This window comes from Bradyrhizobium sp. ISRA442, from assembly GCF_038085055.1.
Taxonomy (GTDB): domain Bacteria; phylum Pseudomonadota; class Alphaproteobacteria; order Rhizobiales; family Xanthobacteraceae; genus Bradyrhizobium.
This window is the reverse complement of record NZ_JALGCN010000006.1, coordinates 223,245-247,557: the sequence shown is the minus strand read 5'-3', so window position 1 is coordinate 247,557 and position 24,313 is coordinate 223,245. Positions and strand designations below refer to the sequence as shown.

Below are 24,313 nucleotides of genomic sequence, written 5' to 3'. Positions count from 1 at the left end.
CGTTGTAGCGAATGCAGGTGTGAAAGGCCGGCCCGCGCGGTTGGTGCTTAGTCGCAGGAGCGAGCATACTTAGAGAGGCAAGTGCGTTGTGCGGTCGCCGACTGAGTGATGCCGCGCGATCCTGCGATGTGCGGAAAATCCCCGTGGCGGCCGAACTCGGCATCCACGAGGCGAATCCTGGAGCCCGCCTGACATCTCTAGATGTCCGCAAGTTGTGACAACTTATGAAAGGTTCGTTGTGAGGAAGTCTCGATACGATCCCTCTATCGCGCTCTTGCTGGGCCCAATCGTCTTGCTCCTCACCGGATTCCTAGTGGTGCCGGTGTTGGGATTGCTGCGATCGAGCTTTCTGTCCAGTAATCACCTTCTCGATGGTACAGGATTTAGCCTTAAACAATATGTGCACTTCTTTTCGGATTCCTACTACTCGTCAGTGCTGTTCGAAACATTTGCCGATGGATTTATCGTCAGTTTGATTTGTCTGGCGATTGGTTTCCCCACTGGATATTCGCTAGCGCGCCTGCCGGCTATTGCGCGGCGGTGGCGAACGATCATCGTCATTTTGCCGCTGACGCTCAGCCTCGTGGTCGTTGTATTCGGCTGGCTGATTATACTTGGCCGCAACGGACTCCTTAACTCGGTTCTCGTAAAAACAGGTATATTATCTTCGCCGAAAACGTTCCTCTTTAGCCGACCAGCCGTGCTGATTGTTTTAGTACAGCAGTTTCTTCCATTCATGATTTTGTCTGTCATGAGCGTTGTCACTCAGATAAATCCCGTGCTTGAGCACGCGGCAGCAAATCTGCGCGCGAATCGCTTCGTCACCTTCAAAAGGGTTATCATCCCCCTCGCGCTTCCTGGCATTCTCGTTGGCTTCAATCTAGTCTTTGTGCTTTCAATTTCGGCATTTGTCACTCCGCGACTCATCGGCGGAACTCGCGTCGCAATGATTGGCAGCTTGATTTACGAGCGCATTATGACGGAGCTGAATTGGCCCTTTGGCGCCGCAATGGCTTTCATACTGTTCGCGAGCGGGCTTGGCTTTACAGCAGCGCTCAATGCCTTGGCTGGATGGCGGTTTATAATGAGAGGGCGACGTCATGCGGTCTGATCCTGTCGACTATCTCATGTGGGTCTCGGGCGCCGCTATTCGCGCGCTGGTCTATTCAATGTTAGCACTGCCAGCGCTTCTGGTGATCACGTCATCGTTCACTAGCGGAGAGAGGATGAATTTCCCTCCCGCCGGCTTCTCTCTGCGATGGTATAAAGCGGCGTTCGCGAACGACTTATTCATGAGTGCGCTCTGGACCAGCACGTACATCGCCGTGTTGGTTTCCGTGATTGCGCTATCGATTGGCTTTGCGGCCGCATTCGCAATCAACAGATATTCCTTTCGAGGCAAGGAATTTCTGCAGGGCCTCGCTTTCTCGCCATTGATTGTTCCGGCCGTCGTGCTCGGCATTGGACTCTTACAGCTCTTCGCATGGTTGGATCTTACCCAGACAATCTATCCTTTACTCCTGGGGCATCTTGTTCTTGCGATCCCATATGTAGTGCGGACGATTCTCGCGAGCCTGAGCCTGTACGATCAGCAACTCGAACAGGCGGCGATGAATCTGCGGGCGACGCCGCTGCTGGTCATTCGACGCATTACCCTGCCGCTCATACTGCCCGGCTTGCTCTCCGCCGCCATCTTCGCCTTTGTGACATCGTTCGGAAACGTGACCGTGTCCTCGTTTCTCACCTATGGTGGCCACGTGACTCTGCCGGTGCAGATCTTTGCTTACGTCGACACTAGCTATGACCCGCTCGTGGCTGCCGTATCGAGTCTAATGATCGTGGTGACGTTGGCCGTCATTCTGACAATTGAGCGTCTGATCGGTGCTGAACGATTGGCTTAGACTAGGAGAGAAGATGCTTGTTTTGTCAAAAGAACGTGAAAACTCCGTGCGACAAGGCGATGAATTCGTCGTCGAATTGCGCTCAGTCTCCAAATATTACGGCGAAGTCGCCGCTGTCGCAAACACTTCGCTTGCTGTAAGCCGTGGCGAATTGCTTTGCCTGCTGGGGCCTTCAGGCTGCGGCAAGACCACTACGCTGCGCATGGTCGCAGGGTTCGTAGAGCCGACGTCGGGCACGATAAACATCAATGGCGTAGACATGACTCATCAGCCGCCATATCGGCGCGATACTGGAATGGTATTTCAGAGCTACGCCTTGTTTCCTCATATGACGGCTGCTGAAAATATCGCATTCGGCCTAGAAAACCTGAAATGGCCGCGCGCCGAGCGCGAAAAACGCGTGAAGGAGATGCTCGCCCTTGTCGAGTTAACTCATTTGGCCCACCGCCTTCCGGCGCAACTTTCTGGCGGCCAGCAACAACGGATCGCGCTCGCCCGCGCGCTCGCGATGCGACCCGCTGTGCTCCTTCTCGATGAACCATTCTCAAATCTCGATGCTCAGTTGCGAGTTCGCATGCGGGAAGAGCTACGAGAAGTCGTGCGTAGGGTCGATGTCACGACGCTGTTTGTGACCCATGATCAGGAAGAGGCGCTCACGATGTCGGACCGCGTTGTCGTCATGAATGCTGGTCATGTGGAGCAAGTTGGCACACCTGGCGCGATCTATGAGGCGCCGTCGACATCCTTCGTCGCGAAATTCATTGGTTGGTGTTCTTTGTTGAATGGAGCGGTGGGAGCGGATGGCGCTTTCACCTCATCCACTGGACTGCGTCTTGCTGGCAAATGGACTGTTGGACCCGGCACCGCGGTAGTACGGCCGGAGCACGTCAAGCTCTCGTCCGATGGCGTAGCCGGGCCCGCTTATCAGGCCCGCGTACTTCAGGCGCACTACTACGGGGGCGCGACCCGGCTCGTACTCGACGTAAATGGAGAACAACTGACAATGCAGGAGTGGTTCTCGTTTGGGCGCCATCCAAAAGCCGGAGATGTGCTCAGCGTTACTATTAACACGAGCGACATTCGAGTCATTCCGGCCGAAGGTGCCCTTAAATAGCCTACGCAAAGGCCGCTCGCCTAATCCCCAGTGACATTCCGATAGGGCGCATAGGCCAGCCGGATGAGTCGGAGCTCTCGGCGCTTTTGTCGCGAGTCCGTGAGACGCCGTTCCTGAGGGGGGCAACGATCAATCGTGGTTGGCGGTGCTAGTCGGGTCGTCAGCTCGCAGCCATCTCGAGTGGCGGAACGACCTCATCTGCGATCGGATTCCTAAACGGGTGCCTCGCCCGGAAAGCGTCAAACTCCAACTTCGCTGATCTAAGTAGGTGCTCGTTGCACAAAAGTTCGATGGCGACTCCGGCCATCGCCTTCGCAGAATGTGTCAGTCCTTTGTGTGCCGCTGGCGTCTTGCCCTGTGCCACTAGTTGCCAAGAATGAGCCGGTGTACCGATCGCGTAACACGCCACACGGCACTGCACCGTCGGTACAACCCAGCTGACGGTGCCGACATCAGTCGACCCAATGAGGTATTCGCCGGCATAATCCATAGGAAAAACGCCTTCGCTCAAAACCTCGCCTTCTTGTGGCACCAAGCCATAGCGGGCGTACGCTGTCCGGATGTCGTCCGCAGAGAAGGTTTTTTGGACCTCGGCGGCGAACCTTCGATCTGCGGCATCAAAGCCTGGCCCATTGAGGCGCAGAAGTGTTGCGTGCATGACCTCCTCAAGTGGTCGGTTGGCAACCAGATTGGCTTCCCCTGAAAGTTGCTTCTGCCTTACGGAAGTTTGCGTCATTAAGGCTGCGCCTTGCGCAATGTTCTTCACTCTGTCGGTCAAATCACAAAGATCATCGAGGTCGGCCGCCCGAATGAGATGGCGGGCGGACGCTCGAGCTTGGATGACGTTCGGTGCATTGCCACCGGAATCAGTGATCGCATAGTGCACTCGCGCGGTCGAAGGTATGTGCTCTCGCAGGTAGTTTACGCCAACATTCATCAACTCGACGGCGTCGAGTGCGCTTCGGCCTAAATGCGGCGCGACTGCCGCGTGAGCCGCAAGGCCTTCGAAAGTAAACTCCATTTCTACGCAGGCCAGCGAACGCGCTTTGGATACCCCTGTGAAATCGCCAGGGTGCCAGCAAATTACGATGTCGACGTCGGAGAAAACGCCTGCGCGCACCATGTATCCTTTCCCCGAGCCGTTTTCCTCTGCAGGACATCCGTAGTAGCGCACGCGACCCTTTCTAGCCCCTGCGGCTAACCAGTCTTTGACTGCTGTCGCCGCCAACAACGCCGCCGCGCCCAGCACATTATGGCCGCATCCGTGTCCATTGCCGCCAGAGACCAGCGGTCGGCGAAAAGGAACTCCGGCCTCCTGGCTCAGCCCTGGAAGCGCATCGAATTCCCCGAGAATGGCGATTACCGGGCCATCTTCACCTGCTTCACCCATCAAGGCCGTGGGCAGACCGGCGATCTTGGTTTCGACCCGAAAACCCTGCTCACGCAGCATCTTCTCGTGCGCGGCCGAAGCGGCAAATTCGCTATAGTTCAGCTCTGGCTTGTCCCATACATGGTCACTTAGTCTGTGAAACCCTGGAGCCTTCTCTTCGACAAGGCACCAAACTGCATCGGAATTTCTCATCTAAGGTCTGTCCCTATCATTTGCTCGGATCTAAGCCGCATCCGTCGTGGCAGCTTACGAATGCATTGTCCCTATCGCTGTTTGACATTCATGGTGCGCGCAGGCGGCTTGTTTCGACGTGGTCATCGCACCTTGAAAGTCAGGCTATCGCGCGTTACCGATAGGGGCTGTCGGACGCAGCGTGCGTCTATAAGGAGGATAAGAACTCCGCGCATGCTAGAGGCTACTCCAGAGACTGTAAGCTCACGTCGGATGGACTACTCAGGTTCGCCGGAAAATGTACGGGTTCTTACAGCGTTCGGCGACGCGATTGCTACGTCTGATGGACTAGACGACGCTACATGCCACAAAACGGCGAAGTACGCGTGATCCTGCTCGAAAAGTGCGTTTCCTGGAGACAAAAGCAGCAATTGTGCGTCCGGTTTAGACCTAAATTCCGGGTTTGTTTACGGCGACCGTCACATTGCCGGACTCGGAACACCTAACGCCCTGAGCAGTCGTTGAGGCGCCTCATTACCACTCGGTTATCGTTTCCTCAGAACTATTCATTAGACAGAATGTTTGCCGCGGGCAACCCTCCGGGCCAAATTAGAGGAGCAAGAAGGGGCAAGAATGCTGCTGTTCGACAAATCGGAATACTGGCGCGTGTCGCACGCGTGAAGAACGCCATGGCGCAGCGTGGTATCGATCTTCTGTTGGTGGCTTCGCCGGCAAATCAATTCTGGCTGACCGTTTACGATGGATGGTCCTTTTATACCCCTCAGATGGTGGTGGTTAGCCAACAAGAAGAAGCGCCGATCTGGATTGGTCGAGGCATGGATGCCGTCGGAGCAAAATTCACTGCATTTTTCGCCCCAAAGAACGTCGTCCCTTATCCGGATCAATATGTCGGCTCATCCGAACGTCACCCAATGCAGTTCGTCAGCGAGGAGCTCCAGCGCCGTCGATGGGTTGGCGGCAGAATCGGCGTTGAGACTGACGATTACTACTATACGGCTAAGTGGGAAGAAACATTCCGAATGCCGATTTCGTCGATGGGTCTTGCTCGTTAATCGCTGCCGGATGGTGAAATCCGAGCGCGAACTCGAGTACCTGCGCCAAGCCGGTCGCATTTCTGCTGCAGCCCAGCAAGCCACCTTTGACGCGGCGCTACCGGCCGCGCCAGTGCGATGTCATGGCCGAAGTCTACCGCGTCACGACGGCGGGATTGCTTGAGTTTAGCGGAACGTTTCCATGCAAGTCGCCTAACGCCATGGTGGGCGAATATTGCTCTGTGCCACACTTTATCTTGGACCGATGCGCCGCTCAAAAAACGATCTGTTCTGCATCGAACTCGGTGGTGTCAGGCATCGCTGTCACTCGCCGCTTTCTCGCTGCATCTATCTTTGGCAAGCCCACCGAACGGATGGCGCTCGCCGCTAAGGTGATAGCGGAGGGCTTGCAGTCTGTGCTGGACAACGTGCGGCCCGGCGTGGTGTGTGAGGAGCTGGCGAACGCGTGGAAGGCGGCCATCTCACGATATGGCGTCGAGAAGGACAGCCGAATTGGCTGACCAGTTGGCATTGGGTACCCCCAACTTGGGGTGAGTTTACCGCAAAAATCCGCGCCGGGATCGGACTGAACTGGAGCCAAACATGACGTTCCACTGTATTCCCGCTATCTGGACTCAAGACTACGGAATGATGATCTCTGAAACCTTCGCGGTCACGTTGCAAGGCCCCGAGGTCTTCGCCCATTTCCCGCGCGAACTGCTGTGCGAAACCTGAGGGCACGCAATGCAAAGCAATGTGCTCGAGGGAGGTCGTAATGTCTATGGTCATCGAGTTGGCATTCTGATGATCGAAGGTCGCTTCCCGCGGCCGCCGGGTGCGATTTGGCAGTGCATCTTCATTCCCCATTCCCAGTCATGCATCACGTCGTGAAGGGGGCTTCTGGTAGCCGAACGGTGCGCGATCTTGCCGCCCTGGATCCGGGAACCAAGGAGCCGGAACGGGATAGAGCCTTGAATTGAAGGTGCTCGTTACCTCGAGGATCAAGGTTGTCATGCCATCACAACGTCGTGCGGATTTGCCGTGCTGTTTCAGGACCAATTGCGTGAGGCGGTCAGCGTTCCGGTCTTCTCGTCATCGCTCATGTTGATTCCGTTCATCGCGTCCACGGTAGCGAAAGGCCGTCGCGTCGGTGTGATTACCGCCGAGGCAGCTAGCCTCTCGGCACGCCATCTTCTAGCGGCAGCTATCGACTCTACGAGATTCATGTCGTGGGAATGGACCGCTGCGAGGAGTTTGGCGCCACGACATGGGACGGCTAGCTGACACTGGACCTTGCCCGCATCACAAGGGAGGTGGTTATGGTTGCTAAGCGACTAGTCGACGAGGCTCCCGATACAGGGCTCTCCTCTTGGAGTGCTCGTTGCTGCCGCCGTATGCGGCAGCAATTCAGGCGCAAATCGGCCCGATTTCACGCATTTGGTGTCTCTCGTTCACCATGCGTGTGCGCGGACAGCCTTTCCCGGGTTCCACCGATGCTCAACTGGGTCGCTTCAATCCTATATCCCATCAGCACGGTCGTCGCGTTGCTCGGAATCTGGTACGCGGCCGTAAAACTCTTCCGCATACCTCCTTATCTCCTGCCGTTGCCAGGGACGTGATCTGGCGCATTGCCGACGCCCCCTCATTTTTGCTTCATCATAGCTGGATCACGATCTACATCACGCTGGGGGGAGCTTCGTGCTGTCGATTATCATCGGTGTGCCGATCGCGATCGTCCTGGTCGCATCACGCACGCTCGAGCGCGCGGTGATGCCATGGCTGATCCTCAGCCAGACATTTCCAAAGGTCGCTTTGGCGCCGCTCATCGTCGTGTGGTTCGGTCTGGGACCTGGCCCCAAATTCGTTATCACCTTCCTGGTGGTATTCTTCCCGATCCTATTCTCCACCATTTTTGGCCCGCGGAGCATTGAGCGGGAGATGATTGAGCTCGCGAGGTCTGCCCGCGCCAATACCTGCAGATGCTTCTTTTCGGCTTCCCACGGCCCTGCCGAATATCTTCGCCGGCACGAAAGTTTCGGTCGCTTTTCCGTGATGGGCGCAGTGATCGCCGAGTGGATCGGGGCCAATTCTGGACTCGGCTATCTATTGCTGCCGGCGAACGCCAACTTGGATGGGGTCGGGTGATTTCAAACGTCATGTGCGTCATTAGGCACGCGGACGCGCCGATCCGCGCACTCAAGGAATTGGAAGACAAAGTCGTTGCCTATGCGCCCGCCGAGAGCACGGGCCAGATGCTTGCCGCTTACAGTATGCCGCGTCTCGAAAGCGTTCGGCGTAGGCAAAGGCAAAGTTGATGCGTTGCAGGACATCGACCTTGAAGTGAGCGCAGGTGAGTTTGCCGCGATCGTCCGCCCGGCGCTGGCATCGGCGGCGTGGCGCCCCATCACACAGGCGACGTCGACGTTGCCGGACCGGGCTCCAGAGATCGGCCCTGGAGAACGAATGGGTGCGCATGGAGCGCGAAATGTTAAATCGATGGCGACCTTTATCGGAAATTGAACATAATGAGGCTGATGTGGGCCGCGCTTGAGATCTTGCCAGCCGGCTATTTGATGTCGCGGGGCGACCCGTCCGGTAACAGCCAATGCCACGCTCCTGGCGGAAATCCGATAGGTTCATCAAGACATCAAGACATCAAGACATCAAGACATCAAGACATCAAGACGGCGGCGGATGCTATGGCAGTCCGCGATGTCCACGACGCGTTGCGGGTGCAGCCACGTAGCGCTACTCGTGGAGGATCGAGCGGCTGATGCATCGGCAATGGCACCATCGCGGCATGTTCGGAATTTTGATCGTGCACATTGCCTCCGATGTGGCTGCGATGAACATCATCGGCTATCCAGGATAGGCGCTTCCCATGGGCGGCGGGGAGGCGCCGGCATGTTCAAGTCCCGCGCCTACTCATCACACGTACTCGGCCGATTGATACACCAGAACATACTCATAAGGAAATGGTTGACATACTGTATCCTTCGGCGTGCAAAGTTTGCAAGCGATTGAGTAGAAGACGAGCGACGAGGCACCCTCACTCACCGACCGCGCTTGCTCGGAGGCCGCGATGGTCTGGATAGGGCGCCCCGGGCAAGCCTTCCAAAATAATCCCGCGGCCCGAAAACTCGTGTCGCCTGCTCCATCTCCGCACTCTCCCATTCCGATCGACTTTGCGGTCGTAGTCGCCGGCCTGGTCAGCCAATCCCAATCTTCTCAAAATCGTGGCAGCTCAAGCGTCGGGACGTCGCCAATATCGATTCCGGCTGCCTGAGCTCTTTTGAGAACGTTCAGAGCAGTCCTAACGGGCGCATAACCCACCATCCTCGTCGAGTTGTATCGAACCGCGCCCTCGCCGCGGGCAGTGGCCTCCGCAGCGAAGGACACGATGTCCCGCGCTTCATCGATTTCATCCTGCGACGGTGAGTAGATCTGATTGATGACGGGGATATGGCTCGGATGGATAGCGGGCCCAAACGAAGCGCCTAGGCGCTTTGATCTTTCGCCGATTCGCCGCACCAAATCGAGATCGTCCAACCGCACGGTCATGGCGCCCTCGACTTGTAGAATCCCGGCCGCGCGAGCCTGCAGCACGGAATAGGCGCCAAAGTAAAACCCTTCATCGGCGGCGTCATCCAGCTGCAGGCCGAGTGAGCGAGCCGCGTCTCCACCTGGAGTCGGTCCACCAGAGCAGCCGGCCCGTTTGATCCTCTGAGAGACCATGCAGATCTCGTAAAGCCTGTAGATCGCTGCCGCACTTTCTGCGTGAGGGCAAATCTCGATTCGTCCGACCGGCAACCCCCGCGATCTCTCCAACTCCCCAAGCACAAGGTCAATAGCAGCAACGCTTTCCGGATCTTCAGTCTTAGGCAGAGCCACACCGTCAAGGCCGTCGATTACAACTGCAAAAAGGTCGTCGAGCAGACAGCCTGTTCGCCACCCATTGAGTCTCACGAAGCGTCCGAAGGCGCCGGTGCGGAGCTCTTTAATAGCTGTGGCGACTGCGTCACGAGCGTCGGCTTTCTGAGTGATTGCCACCGAGTCTTCGAGATCGAACATAAGGGCATCCGATCCGTATTTGGGCGCCTTCAACATCCAATCCAGTTTATATCCGGGGATGTAGAGCATCGAGCGATACCAGCGCGCATCTCGAGATGTCTGGGGCATGCTTTCTTCCTCGTACTTACATGTTCCAATGCCGCATTTGAGCTCAGTGACTCTTGCTGACACAAAGTCAGCGGTCGTGACCTGCCTGATGTTTGCACATTTGAAGTGCCGGCGCACCTACGGTTACTTGTGGGTTGAAATGGAGCAGATCGTCGGACGCAACTAGGTCAAGCTGGACTGACCTCCCGGCACGCTCAACGATCATAGCGATAGACATGTGGGAACGACTCGACCAGGCGCAGGAGCCCGGTTCCGGGTAGGGCCATCGCATGCGGCTGATGAGTTGGGGAAGGAAGGCGTCTTCCCACCCCGCGCGCTTAACCTTTTGGCGCATGGAGATGCGGGCTGGGTAGGCGCGAATGAGATTGACCGCGTTCCGCCGGAGGGTGGCAAAGTTCTCGGGACCATGTTGGTTCTTGTTCGGCAGGCGTCCTCGCCGAAGACGACGTCGAGCACCCAGTGCAACTGATTCTCGATACTCCAATGGCTTCGGACGACCTGCAGGAATCTCTTTGCAGGCATGTACTTGGATAGCACGTAATACCGCACGGCCGGTTTCCCTGCGGGGCCATGGAGCCGGCGGCGCGAGGTAATGCGGCCGATAGCCGCCACTCCGGGAACGGTTTGCCATTTCCAGGTTGCTCGTGCGCATGACGATAGCGCGACTTGCTTCGGATCGATCGTGAGTGCTTGGCTCGAGCTGTCACGCTGCGCTTGCCCGAGCGGCCAAAGCAGCGCTCGACCTCCGCAAACAATTTGCTTTGGTTTTCCTTGAGAGTCAGCACGTAGCGGGCGCCGCTTGCGAGCACCCTGCATGGGGCGATTGCAATGCAGGGCGTCGGCCGTAACGATGCAGCCTTCGAGCGAGAGCATCTGCAGCACTTCCAGGGCCCCTCGGGCCTCGTTGCGGCCCGGCGCCATGCGCGAAGCAAGCGCCATGCGCGCTTCGGTGGCTAAGACATCGACCATCTGCGGCCTCGCTCGTAGGCTCCTCGCACCGCCTCGCCATCGTCCACCACCATACCAGGTGAGCTTGATCCCGTTGGCCTCGGCGAAGGTGCTGCCATAAAGCATCGGAAGGCTTGCTCGAAAGCCACCGGATCGAGCGCGTTGAGCACGCGGCTGAACGTGTCGTGACTGGAAACTCCATGCTCCACTTGAAGGAGCTGCCGCAACAGCTTTTCCTTGGAAGACGCGAACACCTCCATGTCCGTCGCCCCCTGTTCGCCGCACAGGATCGTGGCCAGTGTAATGACGATGATGTCCAGCAAATCGTGCAGCGCGTTGCCGATTGCCCCATCGAGCGGGCCCTGTGGACAACCACTAGTGGTTCCGAGAACGGAGAACTCGCCCCGCATCTTCATCTCTGACACAAGCGAGTTTGCTCGTCGTGATCAAACCGGAGCTCAAGAGGCGACTCAGCACGTTATCCTGTGATTGATCAGATGAAGTCACTGGCAGAATCTCAGCTGATCTCAAGAGTTGGGAGATGCTGCGACCAATCCTCTTCCTGATAGTCCCTCAGCCGTCAATGCGCGTCATCCTGAGCGCATGTGAGACTACCCAAAATTGTGATCTGAGTCCGGCAAACTGGTCATTTTGAGCTAGAGTTTTTGCTGTCGAATCCCCTCGGCTGGGAGGAGCGCGACGGAGATGAAGGCCACGAATTTTCGGATGCCCAGAAGGCGATCATCCTGAAGCAGGGCCACTTGCTGTGTGGAGATCTGCCGTAACGCCGGGATAACCCAGACGGCCTACTTCAATTGGAAGAGGAAGTAGGATGGACTGCTACCGACGGAGCGCCGGCTGAAGCAGCTCGAGGAGGAGAACGGCAAGTTGAAGAGGCCGGTCGCCGATCTGTCGCTCGAGAAGGAGATAATGCAGGACGTGATCCGCCGAAAGCTATGAAGCCTGGTCGAGGAGGTTCGCAGCCACTGGCAGATCTCGATCCGCACTACCTGTGACGCTCTCGAATTGACCGCTCGACCTACCACTACAGATCCCGTCGCTCCGGCCAGGTTGCCCTCGAACAGAAGATCAGCGAGACCCGCCATGTTCGTGTCGCTACGGTTATCATCGTGTTCACGTCTTGCTCCGCCATGAAGGCTGGCGCCATGGCCAGAAACAAGACACAGCGCATTTATCGCGAATTGGGCCTGCAATTGCACAACAAAACGCCCAAGCGCCGGGGCAAGGCCAAGCTGCGCGACGGCGCCGCAGGCCGGCCGCACGATCGAACGAGACCTGGGCGATGCATTTTGTCCACGATCAGTTGGCGAAGGATATAAGCTGCGCGTGCTTACGATCGTCGATATGTTCTCCCGCTTCTCACCGGTGCTGCAGCCACGGTTCACCTTCCGCGGCAGCGACATCGTGGCGAAAAGGGCCTGCAATGAAGTGGGATTTCCGGCAACGATCCGCGCCGATCAAGGCAGCGAGTTCGTGTCGCGCGATCTTGACCTGTGGGTCTATCAGCGCGGCGTCACGCTGGACTTTTCCGGCGAGCCGACAGCCAACGCGTTCATCGAGGACTTCAACGGCCGCTTCCGGGTCGAATGCCTCAACGTCCACTGGTATCCTATCCCTTGCGGATGCCCAGGGAAGAGTGGAGACTTGCCGCCGATATTATGACGAAGAGCAGCCCCATGGGGCGATCGGCAGTCGGCCGCCGCTTTTGCTGCAAAACCACGTCGGCGCATCCAGCCCGCCAACGTGACAAGGTCGAAAAACTCTAGTTCTTGGGGTCCAAAGTTAGGTCTCGCTGCAAAACCCGAGACTCTAAGCGCTGCTGGATGAAAATTCAGTGGTAGGTCAAGTGAAAACAAGATTTAGCTTACGGACAACTTGCTGCGCAAACGACCGAAGGCCAATGAGCAACAGTCCGAACTCCAGAATGTCTTCAACGCCTTAGCGTTTCGATTAGCGATTCTTCAAATATCGTGAGGCCTTGATTCAGTGTGTCAAGGTCGATCGTGAGTGCAGGCAAGAACTTTACAACCTCATCGTCGGGGCCACATCGTTCGGCAATCAGACCCCTTTCAAAAGCCTTGCGTGTTGTCGCCGCCGCGATTTCGGCGATTTTGCAGTCAAACCCAAGCGCCAATCCTCGTCCCCGAACAGAAAAACCGTTTCCATGGGTGATTGCGATCGTCTCAAGTCGCCTCCGCATAAGTTCACCAGTATGGCGAATTCCTTGCGCGAACGTGTTGCTGCGCCAATAAACGTTTATTGCTGTTGTTGCAGCTACAAGGGCGAGATTATTTCCTCGAAAGGTCCCAGTGTGCTCTCCTGGCTGCTGGACGTCGATCTCCTCTTTGATAAGCAACATTGACAGAGGCAGACCATATCCACTTAGCGATTTCGACAACACGACGATATCCGGAGACAATGACGCGAACTCGAAGCTAAAGAAGTCCCCCGTGCGACCACAGCCCATCTGGATGTCGTCAACTATCAAAAGAGCACCAACGTCCTTAGCTAGCTCTTGAATTGACCACAACCATTCTTTGCGAGCCACATTTATTCCTCCTTCGCCCTGCACAGTCTCAAGGAGAATTGCAGCTGGAAGATCGATGCCACTGCTACTGTCCAGCATAATCTTTCGCAGATAGTCGGCCGTATCAACAGCTGGTCCAAAATAGCCATCGTAGGGCATGAAGGTCGTGCCGGACAAAGGACACCCGCTGGCCGCTCGATAGTAACGGTTGCCTGATGCCGCAATCGCTCCCAAACTCATCCCATGATACCCATTCGTGAATGAAATGACGTTTTGACGTCCCGTGACTTTGCGGGACAACTTTAGAGCTGCTTCAATAGCATTGGCGCCTGTTGGTCCCGTGAACTGGAATCGATATTGCGGCCGCTGCTTCCGAAGGATGACAGAGCTGAAGGTCTCCATGAACTCGAGCTTTGCGGGAGTGGCCATGTCAAGCCCATGGACTACTGCATCGGATATCAAGTATTCTGTTATAGCTGCCTTGATCGCGTGATTATTGTGGCCGTAGTTTAGCGCTCCCGCGCCCGAAAGGAAATCGATAACCTTGCGGCCGTCTTCCGTTAACATAACAGAGCCCCGCGCTCGACTGAAGATAGCCGGAAAATTACGCGAATACGAGCGGACGGCAGATTCAAGCCGTTCGCAAGTTTTGATAGTGAGTCGTCCGCTAGTCATTTCTCCCATGGCTTCTTCCGCGGCTAATTGGTTCAAAGAATAAGCTCGTTTCTGTCGAACGGAGCTTGTCGATACACCGAGCGAAACTTGCGCGCCCTCTCCGGGGGACGAAGTCCGTCTGAGTAGGGACCACTAACTACCTGAGAGCCGAGATTTACGAACCTACCAATAGCAGTGGTGTCAAATCGGGAGCTATCCATGTACACCTGCGCACGATAACAACTTTCGAGCTGATGACGCGGAAGAGTCGAGGAGGATCGAGCTTCTGTTGTGACGACGCTCGTTAAACGCAGCACTTCCAAGCATTGAAGCGCGCGCGGCAGTCGTCCGATCTGCCGCGGAGTCGGGCTTACGACCAGGTGTCTAGTGGAGAGTCTGGCATGCTGCCCCCTTATTCTGGGAGGACCATGGCAGCTTCACGATCACGTGGGTCCGAGCGGCAATATAGCAATCGAGGGCTTCGCTCAAAAGCGATAGCCGTTCGGCACGCTGTCAATCAGAATATCGTCGCCAAGTGGCGCAACGCGCCTTGTGCGCGATGCGCCAATCGGTCGCAAGACTATGCGCTCGACGGTACTCTCGACCACGGAAGAGGCGATGGTTGAGACGCCAGGGAATAGCCGCTTGTCCCGACATCGCCGGCGACAGGCTCGTCTGACAACCCTTCGATCGTTCCCCGTTAGCTACTTCCACATCGACATCGCCGACGTCCGAGCCGATGAAGACAAATTCCATCTATTCGTGGCGGTGGACCGGACCACCAATTGTGCCTTTGGGAGGCGGGTGATGTGCCGCGACCAGGGCCTTCCTCGACAGGTGGCTGCAGCTGTCCCTTACCAATCCACACCGTACTGACCGGCGACGGTATCCAGCTCACGGACCCGCCCAAAAACCGTAATGGCGCCAGCGCAAGCTGGCGCGCCCATTCCCTTCGACCGAGCCTATCTGTGACATGGCATTGAGCATCGCTTGACCAACCCAGTGATCCTTGGACCAACGGTAAGCGTCGTTCTCAGGCCACGGCTTTGAGGGCTTGAGCGCGGTAAGCCCAGGGCAGTAGCCGGTCTATGTCGCGGTTTGGATGATCGTTTACGATGCTGGTGAGCGCGTCGTTAGGTAAGCTAGCGGATCGACGTCAATCAGCTTACAGGTCGACCAGGGAGGTGATCATGGCCCAGTGCTGGGCACCGCCGTGGATCCTGCGAACAGCACATTTTTCCGGTTGAGCGTGATCGGACGGATTGAACGTTCGACGCCGTTGTTGTCGAGCTCGATACGACCATCATCGATGAAGCGCGTCAGACCTTCCCAGCGTGAGAGCGCATAGCGGATCGCGTCGGCCAACTTGCCCTTTTGGCTGATCAACGGGAGCTTTGCGCGGACCCATCGTTCGAAGGCTTCCACCAGTGCTCGGCTTTTCTGTTGCCGAAGGAGACGGCGCTCCTCGGAACTGCGGCCACGGATGTCCCTCTCGATGGCATAGAAACTCGGCGATATGCTTGAGCGCCTCGTCCGCCACATAGGCCCAGAGCTGATCGGTCTTGGTGCGGCCGCGGCCGGGATCAAGCACCGGCATCGTCGTCTCGTCGGCGAACAGCTTTGGCCCGTTGCTTGAGCTTGCCAAGGAGGCGCTCATGCAACGGACGCAGGTGGAAGGCGGCCTGTCCCACTCAATCCGCCAACGTCGAACGATCGAGCTCAATGCCCTGGCGGGAGTAAATCTGCGTCTGCCGATAGAGCGGCAGGTGATCGGCATATTTGGAGACCAGCACCTGGGCGACGGTGGCCTCGGTCGGCAATCCGCCCTCGATCAGCCTAGCAGGGGCTGGCGCCTGTATGACTCCATCCTCGCAGGCCCGGCAGGCGTATTTGGGGCGCTGGGTCACGAGAATCCGGAACTGCGCCGGGATCAGGTCCAGCCGCTCGCTTCTGTCCTCACCGATCCGGCAACTCGCCTTGGCAGCAGGGACAGGTCTTGTCCTCGATGTCCACGATGACCTCGATCCGCGGCAGGTGCGCCGGCAACGCGCCACGGTTGCCGCGGCGCTTGCGAGCTCGCGCATCGCGGCCTTGAGGTGCACTAACGTTCTGTGCCCTCTCGCCGTACGCGGCGACTTGCTCGGCGTCTTCGAGGCCCAGCAGCATCTGATCTTCGGGTAGCGTCTCCGCCCGCCGGCCAAACCGGTGTCGCTGCATTTCCTTGATGATCTGACGCAGCCGTTCGCTCTCGCACCGCTCGGCAAGCAGCATCGCTTTCAGCGTCTCGAGATCGTCAGGCAGCGGGTCGCTCACACCCAAATCAGAGCATATTCGCCGCCATCTTGCGAGGCGGACGGCGCTCCTGATTCACTTCGCCGCAGCACTGCCAACAGCTATCCGGGCTGCGATGGCGGCGGCGTCTCCCGTGCCTCATGCACAAGCCGCCAGACAATTTGCGCGGCTGACAGGCGCATTACACCGTCCTCGATCTTCGGCCAGCGGAGGACGCCTTCCTCGCGCCTCTTGGCGACCAGGCACAGGCCCGTTCCATCCGAACACCAGCTTAATCCGGTCCGCCCGCTTGGCCCGCAACACATAGACAGCTCCCGAGAACGGATCTGCACCATGCTCTCGCGCACCAAGGTCGCAAGACCCTTCAAGCCCTTGCGGAAGTCTACCGGTTTGGTCGCCACCATCACCCCGGACCGCGCCTGACGGACCGATCACCGGCTCGCCTTCAGCGCCTGGACGATCGACGCAATCATCGCCGTATCCGCTCCACGACCGGCTCGGATCGTCATGCCGTCGACTTCAATCTCAATCATTCCGCTGTCCGGCTTGCGCACCATTTGCGCTGCTGATGAGCAATTGCCGCAGGCACCACGGCGTTCATCACCGCCGGCACAAACTGTAATTCGTTCGCCTCGGAATGACCGCCTGCGGCTTCTCACAACTGACGCCGCCAGCCAAACAGCCGCTGCGGCGACAATCCATGCCGTCGAACCACGGAACACACCGAGTCGCCACTCGCCACCATCTCCGCAACGATAGGCCCCTTGTCCTCGTCGCTCCACTTCCGCCGACGACCGGCTCCGGTAAAGACCTCAAGCCGCCGCACCGGCTGCGTGATAGCAGTATGCACTGTGTCCATTCTAAGCGTAACGGTCGAAACCGAACCGCAGACTCGCAGATCGCCCCGTCATCTGCGGATTTCACGGGTCTTGAGCATTGATTTCGCGCGATCGTGAGCACTGAATTCAGACGATCGTGAGCAGTGGGCCGCGCTGCGGCGAAGTGAACTAGGGAATCGAGCAAGTCGTCAGGCGGGCACGAATATGTTCTGATTTGCCTGTGAGCGATAACCTTCCTGATGATCCCGAGACGCTGAAGGCGATGCTGCTTGCCCAGCCGCACGAGAGCAAGCGGCTGCGCCAGGCCATCAAGGAGCTGCAGCGTCATCGCTTTGGCCGGAAGGCAGAGGCCCTTCCCGAGGAGCAGATGCTGCTCGGTCTCGAGGGCGTCCAACAGGTTGCGCCTGTACGGAAGCCAGCCAAGACGAGACAGCTCCGGAAGGCCGGGCGGAGCGACCTCGACGCCAAGACCTGCCCCTACTGCAAGGGCGACCTGCACCAGACCGAGGCTCCCTGATCGAAGGGCGGACTGCCGACGGAGGCAACCGTCGCCAAGGTGGTGTCCAAAAGAACCCAGTGTTTGCCGGATCCGACGCCGGTACTGAACATTGGGCCGTCGTCGCGTCCCGGGTCGAAAATTGCAAGCTCAACGAAATCGACCCGCTCGCCTTCTCACCGACGTCCACGATACGCCGGTGCCGAGCCTCAAGCCTCGGGAGCGGATCTGCTGAACGACGCCAGTTTCGGGACTGCATGTTCATAAGGCGACAATTTAGGTTGCGGATGCCGAAGGTATGCGTCGCGGTAAAGTCGGCAACTCGGGATCGTCCCTAATCGCGCCGATCAATTCGCAGCCCGCAGGAGTTGAGGTATTTTTGGGCTGGACCAGCTACCGCTTCCAGCTCGCTGCGTTGGCCTATATCGTGTGCTGCGCTCCAATCGCTGCCATTGCTCCAAGGCGCACTATCCCATTGATGCTAGTCGAAAAGTGGATATCCGAGTAGACAACCCCATACACTTACCAGAGCAGGTAGTTTCTCGATGCTTGCCTCGGATGTACTGTCAGATTGCGAACTCATCGCACAGTAAGGGAAAGGTGTAGGATGGCGAGCTTAGGCGAACCCGCTAATGACCCATTCTGGTTTCGTGCGCACAGTACACAACCTTGTCAACATCAAACAGGTCCAATCAGAACTCGCGTATCTCATTTCAAGCGTTCGTGCGTGCAAGATCAATCGCAACAACATCGATCGCAAAGGAATGCAAGCACATCATCCGGCTACTGACCGGCGTCTCATTGTGTCTCTGTTGCTTGCATAAGCGGAGGCGGAGGGTTTAGACTCGGTCTGGCTCTTGTGGTCGCCTGCTTGGCAGCTGTCAAGCGAGGCCCAGCTTGCTTTTTCCTAAGCCCAAGGCGTTCATATGGATTCTACAACATTGACACACGATCAGCTGCAAGAGCGCGTTGCGAGAGCGGTGCGTAAAATCGAGGTGCTGGAGTCCGCATACGAGGCCATCACGATAGGACGTCTGGTTTCGTTGCGGGCGAGAACGCACGGCTCAATTATCGCAATCGACGTCTTTGAGCGCGGCGATCGCGCAACTTACTCGGAGATGGACCTATTATCCAACAAGTACGCGCAAGCACTTCGTGCGTTTGGCGTGTGCAAGCGCGATCGCGTCGGCGTGATGCTGCCCAATTGCATTGAATTCCCGATACTGTGGTTTGCGCTTGCTAAGCTCGGCGCCGTGATTGTCCCGATCAACATGCGCTACACTCCGCGAGAAATTGAATACGTGCTCAGCGACACACAGGCAAAGTGTGCCGTTGTCGACGCATCGGTGTGGTCCCTATTCGCGGAAATGGAGCATTGGCCGCAAAACCTCGCCAAGGACAGGGTAGTCCTCGTTGGGCAGCCTTCCCAGAGGACGCCCATTTCCCTCGACCGATTGCTCAAGGACGCCGACGATTCTATCGTGGAGGAGGATGTCGGCCCCGACGACCTGTTGAACATTCAATATACCTCAGGCACAACGGGCTTCCCGAAGGGCTGTATGTTGACGCACGAATCTTGGAGCGTGAGCTCGTATCAGGGAGCATGCTCGGATACGCAGCCCTACCGGAGGTACTTGGCTGCGCAGCCATTCTTCTATGGCGATCCACAAGGACATCTTCTGAGGTCCTATCGGCAGGGCGGCACGCTATACCTAGCTCCGCAACTTAGCTCTTCTCGGTTTATTGGTTGGCTCAAGCAGCACCGCATCGAATGGTGTCAGTTTCCCGAGCTGATAGGGCGCCAAGTCGTCGATGACCGCGATGAAAATGGAGCGACATGTCTGAAGCAAACCCTGAATTGGGGCTGGAATCCTGATACAGTACGCAAGTTCCGAAACCGGTTTCGGGCCCGCACTCAGGATGCTTATGGAATGACGGAAATCGGCTTCGGCACGTTAATGACAGACGAATTTGACGAACTGGCCGAGTCGGGTTCCGTGGGAATTCGCGCTCCCTTCCGCACGCTGCGACTTATGAATGAGGATCGCAGCCCGACCGCGGTCGGTGACGTCGGGCAGCTGTGGGTGAGAGGGCGCGGCATTTCAAAGGGCTACTGGAATAGACCAGAAGAAAATGCCGCCTTGTTTGATGGCGAATGGTTCAACACCGGTGATCTGTTGCGTTGCGATGAGCTCGGCTTTTATTGGCTAGTGGGTCGGGCGAAGGATACTATCCGCCGTTCGGGCGAGAACATTGCTGCCCGCGAGGTGGAGGCGGTCCTCCGCGAGATTCCCCAAATTGTAGATGTGGCAGCCGTACCCGTTTACGACGCTGAGCGCAGTGAAGAGGTCAAGATTTGCGTGCAACTGAAGGATGGCGTCGCGCCAGACAATGTAGCCGTGGAGCAGATTCTTCAGTATGCCCGGGCCCACCTAGCGGTATTCAAAGTACCGCGATACATCGCCTTCACTCCGGCGCTTCCTAGAACCACGTCGAGCAATAAAGTGCTTAAACGTGAATTGATGGCCGTCAGTGACCCGCTTGCAGGCGCCTATGATGCTGTGGAGAAGCGCTGGCGCTGATGCTGACGCAGTTCGGGTACCCGCGCGGTTACAGTTCATTGCTTCAAGCAGAAAATGCACTTTAGCATGGAATTGATCAGCCTTGTTTTTAATTGATACGAAGTCATTTTTCCGAGGCACAAGGTGAACGCCTGCACAATGGCCTGGTGGTTGCGATGTAAGCAAGCCGAATGTCGGTAAGTCGACGCTGCTCGATCAGCTTGCGCTGCGCGAATCGCGATGTCTGACCACGCGCCGGCACGACGCGATGTGATCGCGGTGCAGATGGCTATCCCCCTAATGTCATCGACAGCGCGGGCCTTCGAGATATCATGTGACCTGCCACCGAACTTTCATCCAGCGGCGGTTAGAGTCTAGGGGTTTTGTACGCCAATTGGCGTGGGTGGAGCAACGGACGATCGGCGGAGCTGGTCGGGGTTGCGTAGCCGGTCGTCCGTTGCGATGAGGTGGGCGGCGTAGGCCGCAGGGGTGAGGTATTTCAGCGACGAGTGAGGCCGCCGAATATTGCAGTCGGCAACCCTGGTGGCAAGCTTGGCACGGGCGTCGGACGCGTGTGACTGGGGCACCGTCACCGACAGGCGACCGTCCTGGGCCCGGTAGAGCTCACAGAAGCGCGAGTACCGGTATTCGCCGGGCTCGACGGCAATGTAATCCTCCTACGGGGCCGACAGCGTCACGTGCTAGCGCTTGAGCTCGCGGTGCACCGCCGCCCAGTCGGGCTCGGCGATCGGCGGTGGCCCTGCCGGTTGCCGTTGCCGGTCTTGGCGAACAGGCGGCCTCCAGGGGCGCGTCCGTGAGTTCGTCGGGCAACGGTCAGCTCAGGCCTGCGGCCTCGAACCGCCGGATGGTCAACCGGCCTGTGGAGGGCGCCGCGCTCATCCGCCGCTCAAACTCGAGGCTCGGCAGCCCAGCCGGCTTCATCCTGATCCCATCGCGCACACTGCGCATCGCAAGCCTCTCCGTCGGCATCCAGGGTCCCCTTCGCAAAGCCGCGAGGATTGACCCTATGGGAAGCAGAAGGCCTCGTCGCCCGGGCGTCCTTATCCCGGGATGGTGGGCGAGATCATCTCGGAATGCTGGGCGACATCGAGGCGGAATCCGCACGATGCACCCATATCGGTGATCGCGAGAGTGACATCTAGGAGCTCTTCTGCGCGGCACAGGAGATCGGAACTCATTTCCTGATCAGGACCTGCGCAACCGCTTGGCTGGAGATGGGGATCACACGATCGCCGACAAAATGGACGAGGCCGCCAGTCAAGGGCTCCATCGCATCGAAGTCAGAGACGGCAACGGCGATCCCGACCAGGCCGTTCTTGGATCAGGTATCACAAGAGTCGCGGCCTGCCGCCGATCGGAAAGCAGAAGCGCTATCCCACTCTGATCCTGATGGTGATCCATGCCGAAGAGCGCGGGACGCCAAAAAACAGAAAGAAGATCGATTGGAAGCTGATCACGGACCTGCCTGTTGGTTCCCGCACCGACGCCATTGAGAAGCTGGAATGCTATGCTTTGAGATGGAAGATCGAGGTGTTCCACAAGATACTCAAATCCGGCTGCGAAGTGGGAGTCGAAGTTCAGGACCGCTCAGCTTCTGACCAATCTGTCTCGCTCTTTTGCATCCTGAGTTGGAGAGTCTTCTGGATGAGGATGCTGTACCGTTCCGCCCCAGACGCATCGCCGCGCCTCACGTTGACCTGCGACTGAAATCGGGCTACTCGATCGCCTTTGTCAACGACGAACCAAAGCAGACAGAAAACGCTCTCGCACTACCTGATCAAGATCGGCCGGCTCGGAGGTTATCTCGCCCGCGCCAGCGATCCGCAGCCTGGCACTACCGCTATGGGGTGCGGGATGTCACGCCTCGCTAACATCGCGCGCTATGGTCGCAGTAGAGTTTCTGGGTAATTGAAAGTCGGTACACCGGGGTTGGCTAAAGATTCGATAACTTCAGCTTCCTCGTTCCTGATTCGATGGACAACCCCGTGCAAGCTCACATCTAGTGAGCTGCGAAACGCGGTCGCGCAGCCCCTCTTCCCATCGCGCGAGCGTTTCTCCCGCGCCATAGTTCTGTGAACGCAACCCGCGCAGTAAGGTGACGAGGCAATCGTCGCGCTTTTCTTCCAGCTCGGTGGCGGTGAAGCTCTCGGCGCGTTCGTCCGTCTGCTTGGCGAGTTTATCGAGAAAAGCATCGGTAAGCTCGGGGCCGTCGGCGAGCTTCGACCAAGGCGCTTTGAGTTGGGGTCCCCATTTCTGCATGAACTGGCGCATCTCTGTTCCCCCCCCGCCGACGCGGAAGGGACCTATAATTGCGCGGCGCAACCCGAAAGAGTACTTAATCGCGTCGTCAACTTCCTGAACAGTAGCTAGATCGTCGTGCACCAGCCACAACGCCTCGCGCCACATCGCCTCTTGCAGCCGGTTTGCGATGAGCCCATCCACCTCTTTTCGCACTACAAGCGGGTGCATTCCTACGCTTTCGTAGATCTCCGCCGCGCGATTCAGCATCTCGGCCGTTGTGCTCTCTCCGCCGCACAGTTCAACCAGCGGCAGCAGGTACACTGGGTTGAACGGATGTGCGACGAGCAGGCGTTCAGGGTTTTCCATTTTCAACTCCAGCAAAGACGGCCGCAGCCCTGAAGTCGAGGAGCAGATCAGCGTCCCAGGCGCCGCCGCCCGATCTGCCATTGCGAGCAGCTGCTGTTTGAGCTCCAGGCGCTCCGGCGCGGACTCCTGCACAAGCTCTGCACCGCGCACCGCCTCCGCAACCGTTTTCACCCACGTCAGGGTTCCCGCAGTTGGCAGCGGAAATCGCGTTAGGTGCTGATATGCCCGCCGCGCATTGACCAGCGTCTTCTTCACGCGCTCGGCCGCACCACTCGAAGGGCTGTACAGCCGTACGTCCACCCCGTTAAGGGCGAATCTTGCGGCCCACCCGCTGCCGATCACTCCAGCTCCCAACAATCCGACCGTTCGCGGTAGCGTCGCAGAGCTATTTCGTGAAAATTCATGCATCATGATTGAACCTGTCAGACAAAAGCTTTAAGCGCGAGCTTCTCGCGGACTTCATCCGGAGTCATCAACCGGACACCGATTCGCTCGAGAATCTGTATCGCACGCTCCACAAGCTCTGCGTTCGTCGCTAACCTTCCGCGAGAGAGATACAGGTTGTCCTCCAATCCGACGCGCACGTTCGCGCCCACCAGCGGTGCCAACGCAACATATGGAAGATGCGTTCGTCCGATAGAAAACACTGAGTAGACGGCGCGCGGAGGCAGTCTGTGGACCAGCGCCATCAGCGTGGCCAGATCGTTCGGCGCTCCGTAGCGAATTCCCATGCACAGTTGTATCATGAGGGGATCATCAATCAGTCCCTCTTCCATTAAATCATGCACCATCACCAGATGACCGGTATCGAACACTTCGAGCTCTGGACGCACTCCGAGCTCCTGGATGCGCGCGGCCATCCTGCGTAACATCGAGGGAGTGTTGGCCATGATGTACTCATCCCTGGTGGCGAAATTCATCGATCCACAATCCAGCGTACAGATCTCCGGGCGTAGCTCCTCCACGTGAACTAACCGCTCATGCGCCCCTACCATATCGGTTTCTGGATCTAATGGCAGGGGAAACTCGGCTCCGCCCAACAGGAGGTCGCCACCCATCCCCGCTGTCAAGTTGATTACGGGATTCACATTCGAAGCGCGAATGCGCTGAACCACTTCTCGATACAATGCTAGATTTCTAGAGCCCCGCTGAGTCTCGGGATCACGCACGTGAATGTGCACCACCGCAGCTCCGATACGTGTCACCTCAATCGCCGAGTTCGCAATCTGCTCCGGAGTAACCGGCACATGTGGGCTGCGAGCCGCACTTCCGCCGCCTGTGATCGCACAGGTGATAAACACCTCGGAGATCATCCCCACATTCACCTGTCGCTGGAAGTTTGATTTACTAAGCTGCGTCGGAGCAGCAATTACGCTTTGCATCGCGATGTACTCCAGTTTTGCGAGGACCCCAGAGCAAATAAGAGCAGTGCCTAATTGGCGTCTATCGCACGATTCTCATTTGGACCGTCTCGGCATTGTGAATTGTCTCTCATACGAGCAATCGTCGTGCCACTTGCATGATTCTGATGTTGGGTTGC

General features: G+C 57.7%; 24 protein-coding genes and 3 pseudogenes. 12 read left to right on the top strand and 15 right to left on the bottom strand.

Annotated elements, in window-relative coordinates:
* Positions 1–313 precede the first annotated feature (313 nt).
* From MTR72_RS15685 to MTR72_RS15675, 3 genes are read left to right on the top strand one after another with little or no spacing between them, the layout of a single operon-like run.
* Positions 314–1,111 carry an ABC transporter permease gene (locus tag MTR72_RS15685; protein WP_341510530.1) on the top strand — a complete coding sequence of 266 codons (798 nt, stop codon included), beginning with the start codon at positions 314–316 and terminating at the stop codon, positions 1,109–1,111.
* Positions 1,101–1,901: an ABC transporter permease gene (locus MTR72_RS15680; protein WP_341510529.1), complete on the top strand. Its 801-nt coding sequence runs from the start codon at positions 1,101–1,103 to the stop codon at positions 1,899–1,901. The genes MTR72_RS15685 and MTR72_RS15680 overlap by 11 nt, the downstream gene beginning before the upstream one ends.
* A 13-nt stretch (positions 1,902–1,914) precedes the next feature.
* Positions 1,915–3,015 (top strand): ABC transporter ATP-binding protein, encoded by a 1,101-nt coding sequence (locus MTR72_RS15675; RefSeq protein ID WP_341510528.1) that lies wholly within the window; start codon positions 1,915–1,917, stop codon positions 3,013–3,015.
* A gap of 160 nt (positions 3,016–3,175) precedes the next feature.
* Here MTR72_RS15675 and MTR72_RS15670 read toward each other — a convergent pair whose 3' ends face one another.
* A complete protein-coding gene (locus MTR72_RS15670) occupies positions 3,176–4,597 on the bottom strand; it encodes an amidohydrolase (RefSeq protein WP_341510527.1) in 1,422 nt (473 codons plus the stop codon).
* A 668-nt stretch (positions 4,598–5,265) separates the two neighbouring features.
* On the opposite strand from MTR72_RS15670, the gene MTR72_RS15665 reads away from it, so the two are divergent.
* The 5 genes from MTR72_RS15665 (at position 5,266) to MTR72_RS15645 (ending at position 8,148) form a co-directional block, all read left to right on the top strand.
* Entirely contained in the window at positions 5,266–5,649 is a 384-nt protein-coding gene (locus MTR72_RS15665; RefSeq protein ID WP_341510526.1) for an aminopeptidase P family N-terminal domain-containing protein, read from the top strand.
* A 122-nt stretch (positions 5,650–5,771) separates the two neighbouring features.
* On the top strand, positions 5,772–6,149 hold the full coding sequence (locus MTR72_RS15660; protein ID WP_341510525.1) for a M24 family metallopeptidase: 378 nt from the start codon (positions 5,772–5,774) through the stop codon (positions 6,147–6,149).
* Positions 6,150–6,231: 82 nt separating this feature from the next.
* On the top strand, positions 6,232–6,363 hold the full coding sequence (locus MTR72_RS15655; RefSeq protein ID WP_341510524.1) for a hypothetical protein: 132 nt from the start codon (positions 6,232–6,234) through the stop codon (positions 6,361–6,363).
* A gap of 984 nt (positions 6,364–7,347) precedes the next feature.
* On the top strand, positions 7,348–7,773 hold the full coding sequence (locus MTR72_RS15650; protein WP_341510523.1) for an ABC transporter permease: 426 nt from the start codon (positions 7,348–7,350) through the stop codon (positions 7,771–7,773).
* Between the two features lie 111 nt (positions 7,774–7,884).
* Entirely contained in the window at positions 7,885–8,148 is a 264-nt protein-coding gene (locus MTR72_RS15645) for a hypothetical protein (protein ID WP_341510522.1), read from the top strand.
* Positions 8,149–8,856: 708 nt separating this feature from the next.
* Here MTR72_RS15645 and MTR72_RS15640 read toward each other — a convergent pair.
* The 3 genes from MTR72_RS15640 to MTR72_RS40405 all read right to left on the bottom strand — a co-directional run bounded on the left by MTR72_RS15640 (position 8,857) and on the right by MTR72_RS40405 (position 11,165).
* Positions 8,857–9,807, bottom strand: coding sequence for an HpcH/HpaI aldolase/citrate lyase family protein (locus MTR72_RS15640; protein ID WP_341510521.1), 951 nt, complete (start codon positions 9,805–9,807; stop codon positions 8,857–8,859).
* A 201-nt stretch (positions 9,808–10,008) separates the two neighbouring features.
* Positions 10,009–10,680: an ISAs1 family transposase gene (locus MTR72_RS40410; protein WP_445819597.1), complete on the bottom strand. Its 672-nt coding sequence runs from the start codon at positions 10,678–10,680 to the stop codon at positions 10,009–10,011.
* An 80-nt stretch (positions 10,681–10,760) separates the two neighbouring features.
* Positions 10,761–11,165, bottom strand: a complete 405-nt coding sequence (locus MTR72_RS40405) for a transposase family protein (protein ID WP_445819586.1) — start codon at positions 11,163–11,165, stop codon at positions 10,761–10,763.
* Positions 11,166–11,423: 258 nt separating this feature from the next.
* Here MTR72_RS40405 and MTR72_RS15630 point away from each other — a divergent pair.
* Positions 11,424–12,523, top strand: a pseudogene (locus MTR72_RS15630) (IS3 family transposase).
* Between the two features lie 183 nt (positions 12,524–12,706).
* Here the strand turns inward: MTR72_RS15630 and ectB are convergent.
* The 8 genes and pseudogenes from ectB to MTR72_RS15610 form a co-directional block, all read right to left on the bottom strand.
* A complete protein-coding gene (ectB, locus tag MTR72_RS15625; protein WP_341510639.1) occupies positions 12,707–13,957 on the bottom strand; it encodes a diaminobutyrate--2-oxoglutarate transaminase in 1,251 nt (416 codons plus the stop codon).
* A gap of 1,188 nt (positions 13,958–15,145) precedes the next feature.
* Complete coding sequence (locus MTR72_RS40400; protein ID WP_445819596.1) at positions 15,146–15,499, bottom strand: IS66 family transposase; 354 nt, start codon at positions 15,497–15,499, stop codon at positions 15,146–15,148.
* A 37-nt stretch (positions 15,500–15,536) separates the two neighbouring features.
* Positions 15,537–15,614, bottom strand: a pseudogene (locus MTR72_RS40395) (hypothetical protein); the annotation flags it as partial.
* 34 nt (positions 15,615–15,648) lie between these two features.
* Complete coding sequence (locus tag MTR72_RS40390; protein WP_445819595.1) at positions 15,649–15,864, bottom strand: IS66 family transposase; 216 nt, start codon at positions 15,862–15,864, stop codon at positions 15,649–15,651.
* A 49-nt stretch (positions 15,865–15,913) separates the two neighbouring features.
* The gene (locus tag MTR72_RS40385) at positions 15,914–16,270 is read right to left on the bottom strand and encodes a transposase domain-containing protein (RefSeq protein WP_445819585.1); all 357 of its coding nucleotides are present in this window, start codon (positions 16,268–16,270) and stop codon (positions 15,914–15,916) included.
* A gap of 80 nt (positions 16,271–16,350) precedes the next feature.
* Entirely contained in the window at positions 16,351–16,653 is a 303-nt protein-coding gene (tnpB, locus tag MTR72_RS40380; protein WP_445819594.1) for an IS66 family insertion sequence element accessory protein TnpB, read from the bottom strand.
* Between the two features lie 27 nt (positions 16,654–16,680).
* Entirely contained in the window at positions 16,681–16,806 is a 126-nt protein-coding gene (locus MTR72_RS15615) for a hypothetical protein (protein ID WP_341510520.1), read from the bottom strand.
* A gap of 98 nt (positions 16,807–16,904) precedes the next feature.
* Entirely contained in the window at positions 16,905–16,994 is a 90-nt protein-coding gene (locus MTR72_RS15610) for a transposase (RefSeq protein ID WP_341510638.1), read from the bottom strand.
* Positions 16,995–17,350: 356 nt separating this feature from the next.
* Between MTR72_RS15610 and MTR72_RS15605 the strand changes: the two genes are divergently transcribed.
* Both MTR72_RS15605 and MTR72_RS15600 read left to right on the top strand, forming a co-directional pair.
* Positions 17,351–17,605, top strand: a complete 255-nt coding sequence (locus MTR72_RS15605) for a transposase domain-containing protein (RefSeq protein WP_445819593.1) — start codon at positions 17,351–17,353, stop codon at positions 17,603–17,605.
* A gap of 920 nt (positions 17,606–18,525) precedes the next feature.
* A complete protein-coding gene (locus tag MTR72_RS15600) occupies positions 18,526–20,166 on the top strand; it encodes a class I adenylate-forming enzyme family protein (RefSeq protein WP_341510518.1) in 1,641 nt (546 codons plus the stop codon).
* Positions 20,167–20,519: 353 nt separating this feature from the next.
* On the opposite strand, the pseudogene MTR72_RS40375 reads toward MTR72_RS15600, so the two are convergent.
* Positions 20,520–20,711 (bottom strand): annotated as a pseudogene (locus MTR72_RS40375) (IS3 family transposase); the annotation flags it as partial.
* Positions 20,712–21,555: 844 nt separating this feature from the next.
* Between MTR72_RS40375 and MTR72_RS15595 the strand changes: the two are divergent.
* The gene (locus MTR72_RS15595; protein WP_341510517.1) at positions 21,556–21,873 is read left to right on the top strand and encodes a hypothetical protein; all 318 of its coding nucleotides are present in this window, start codon (positions 21,556–21,558) and stop codon (positions 21,871–21,873) included.
* A 243-nt stretch (positions 21,874–22,116) separates the two neighbouring features.
* Here MTR72_RS15595 and MTR72_RS15590 read toward each other — a convergent pair whose 3' ends face one another.
* Together MTR72_RS15590 and MTR72_RS15585 are read right to left on the bottom strand one after the other, a co-directional pair.
* A complete protein-coding gene (locus tag MTR72_RS15590) occupies positions 22,117–23,181 on the bottom strand; it encodes a 3-hydroxyacyl-CoA dehydrogenase NAD-binding domain-containing protein (protein WP_341510637.1) in 1,065 nt (354 codons plus the stop codon).
* A gap of 14 nt (positions 23,182–23,195) precedes the next feature.
* Positions 23,196–24,098 (bottom strand): 3-keto-5-aminohexanoate cleavage protein, encoded by a 903-nt coding sequence (locus MTR72_RS15585; protein WP_445819592.1) that lies wholly within the window; start codon positions 24,096–24,098, stop codon positions 23,196–23,198.
* Between the last annotated feature and the right edge of the window lie 215 nt (positions 24,099–24,313).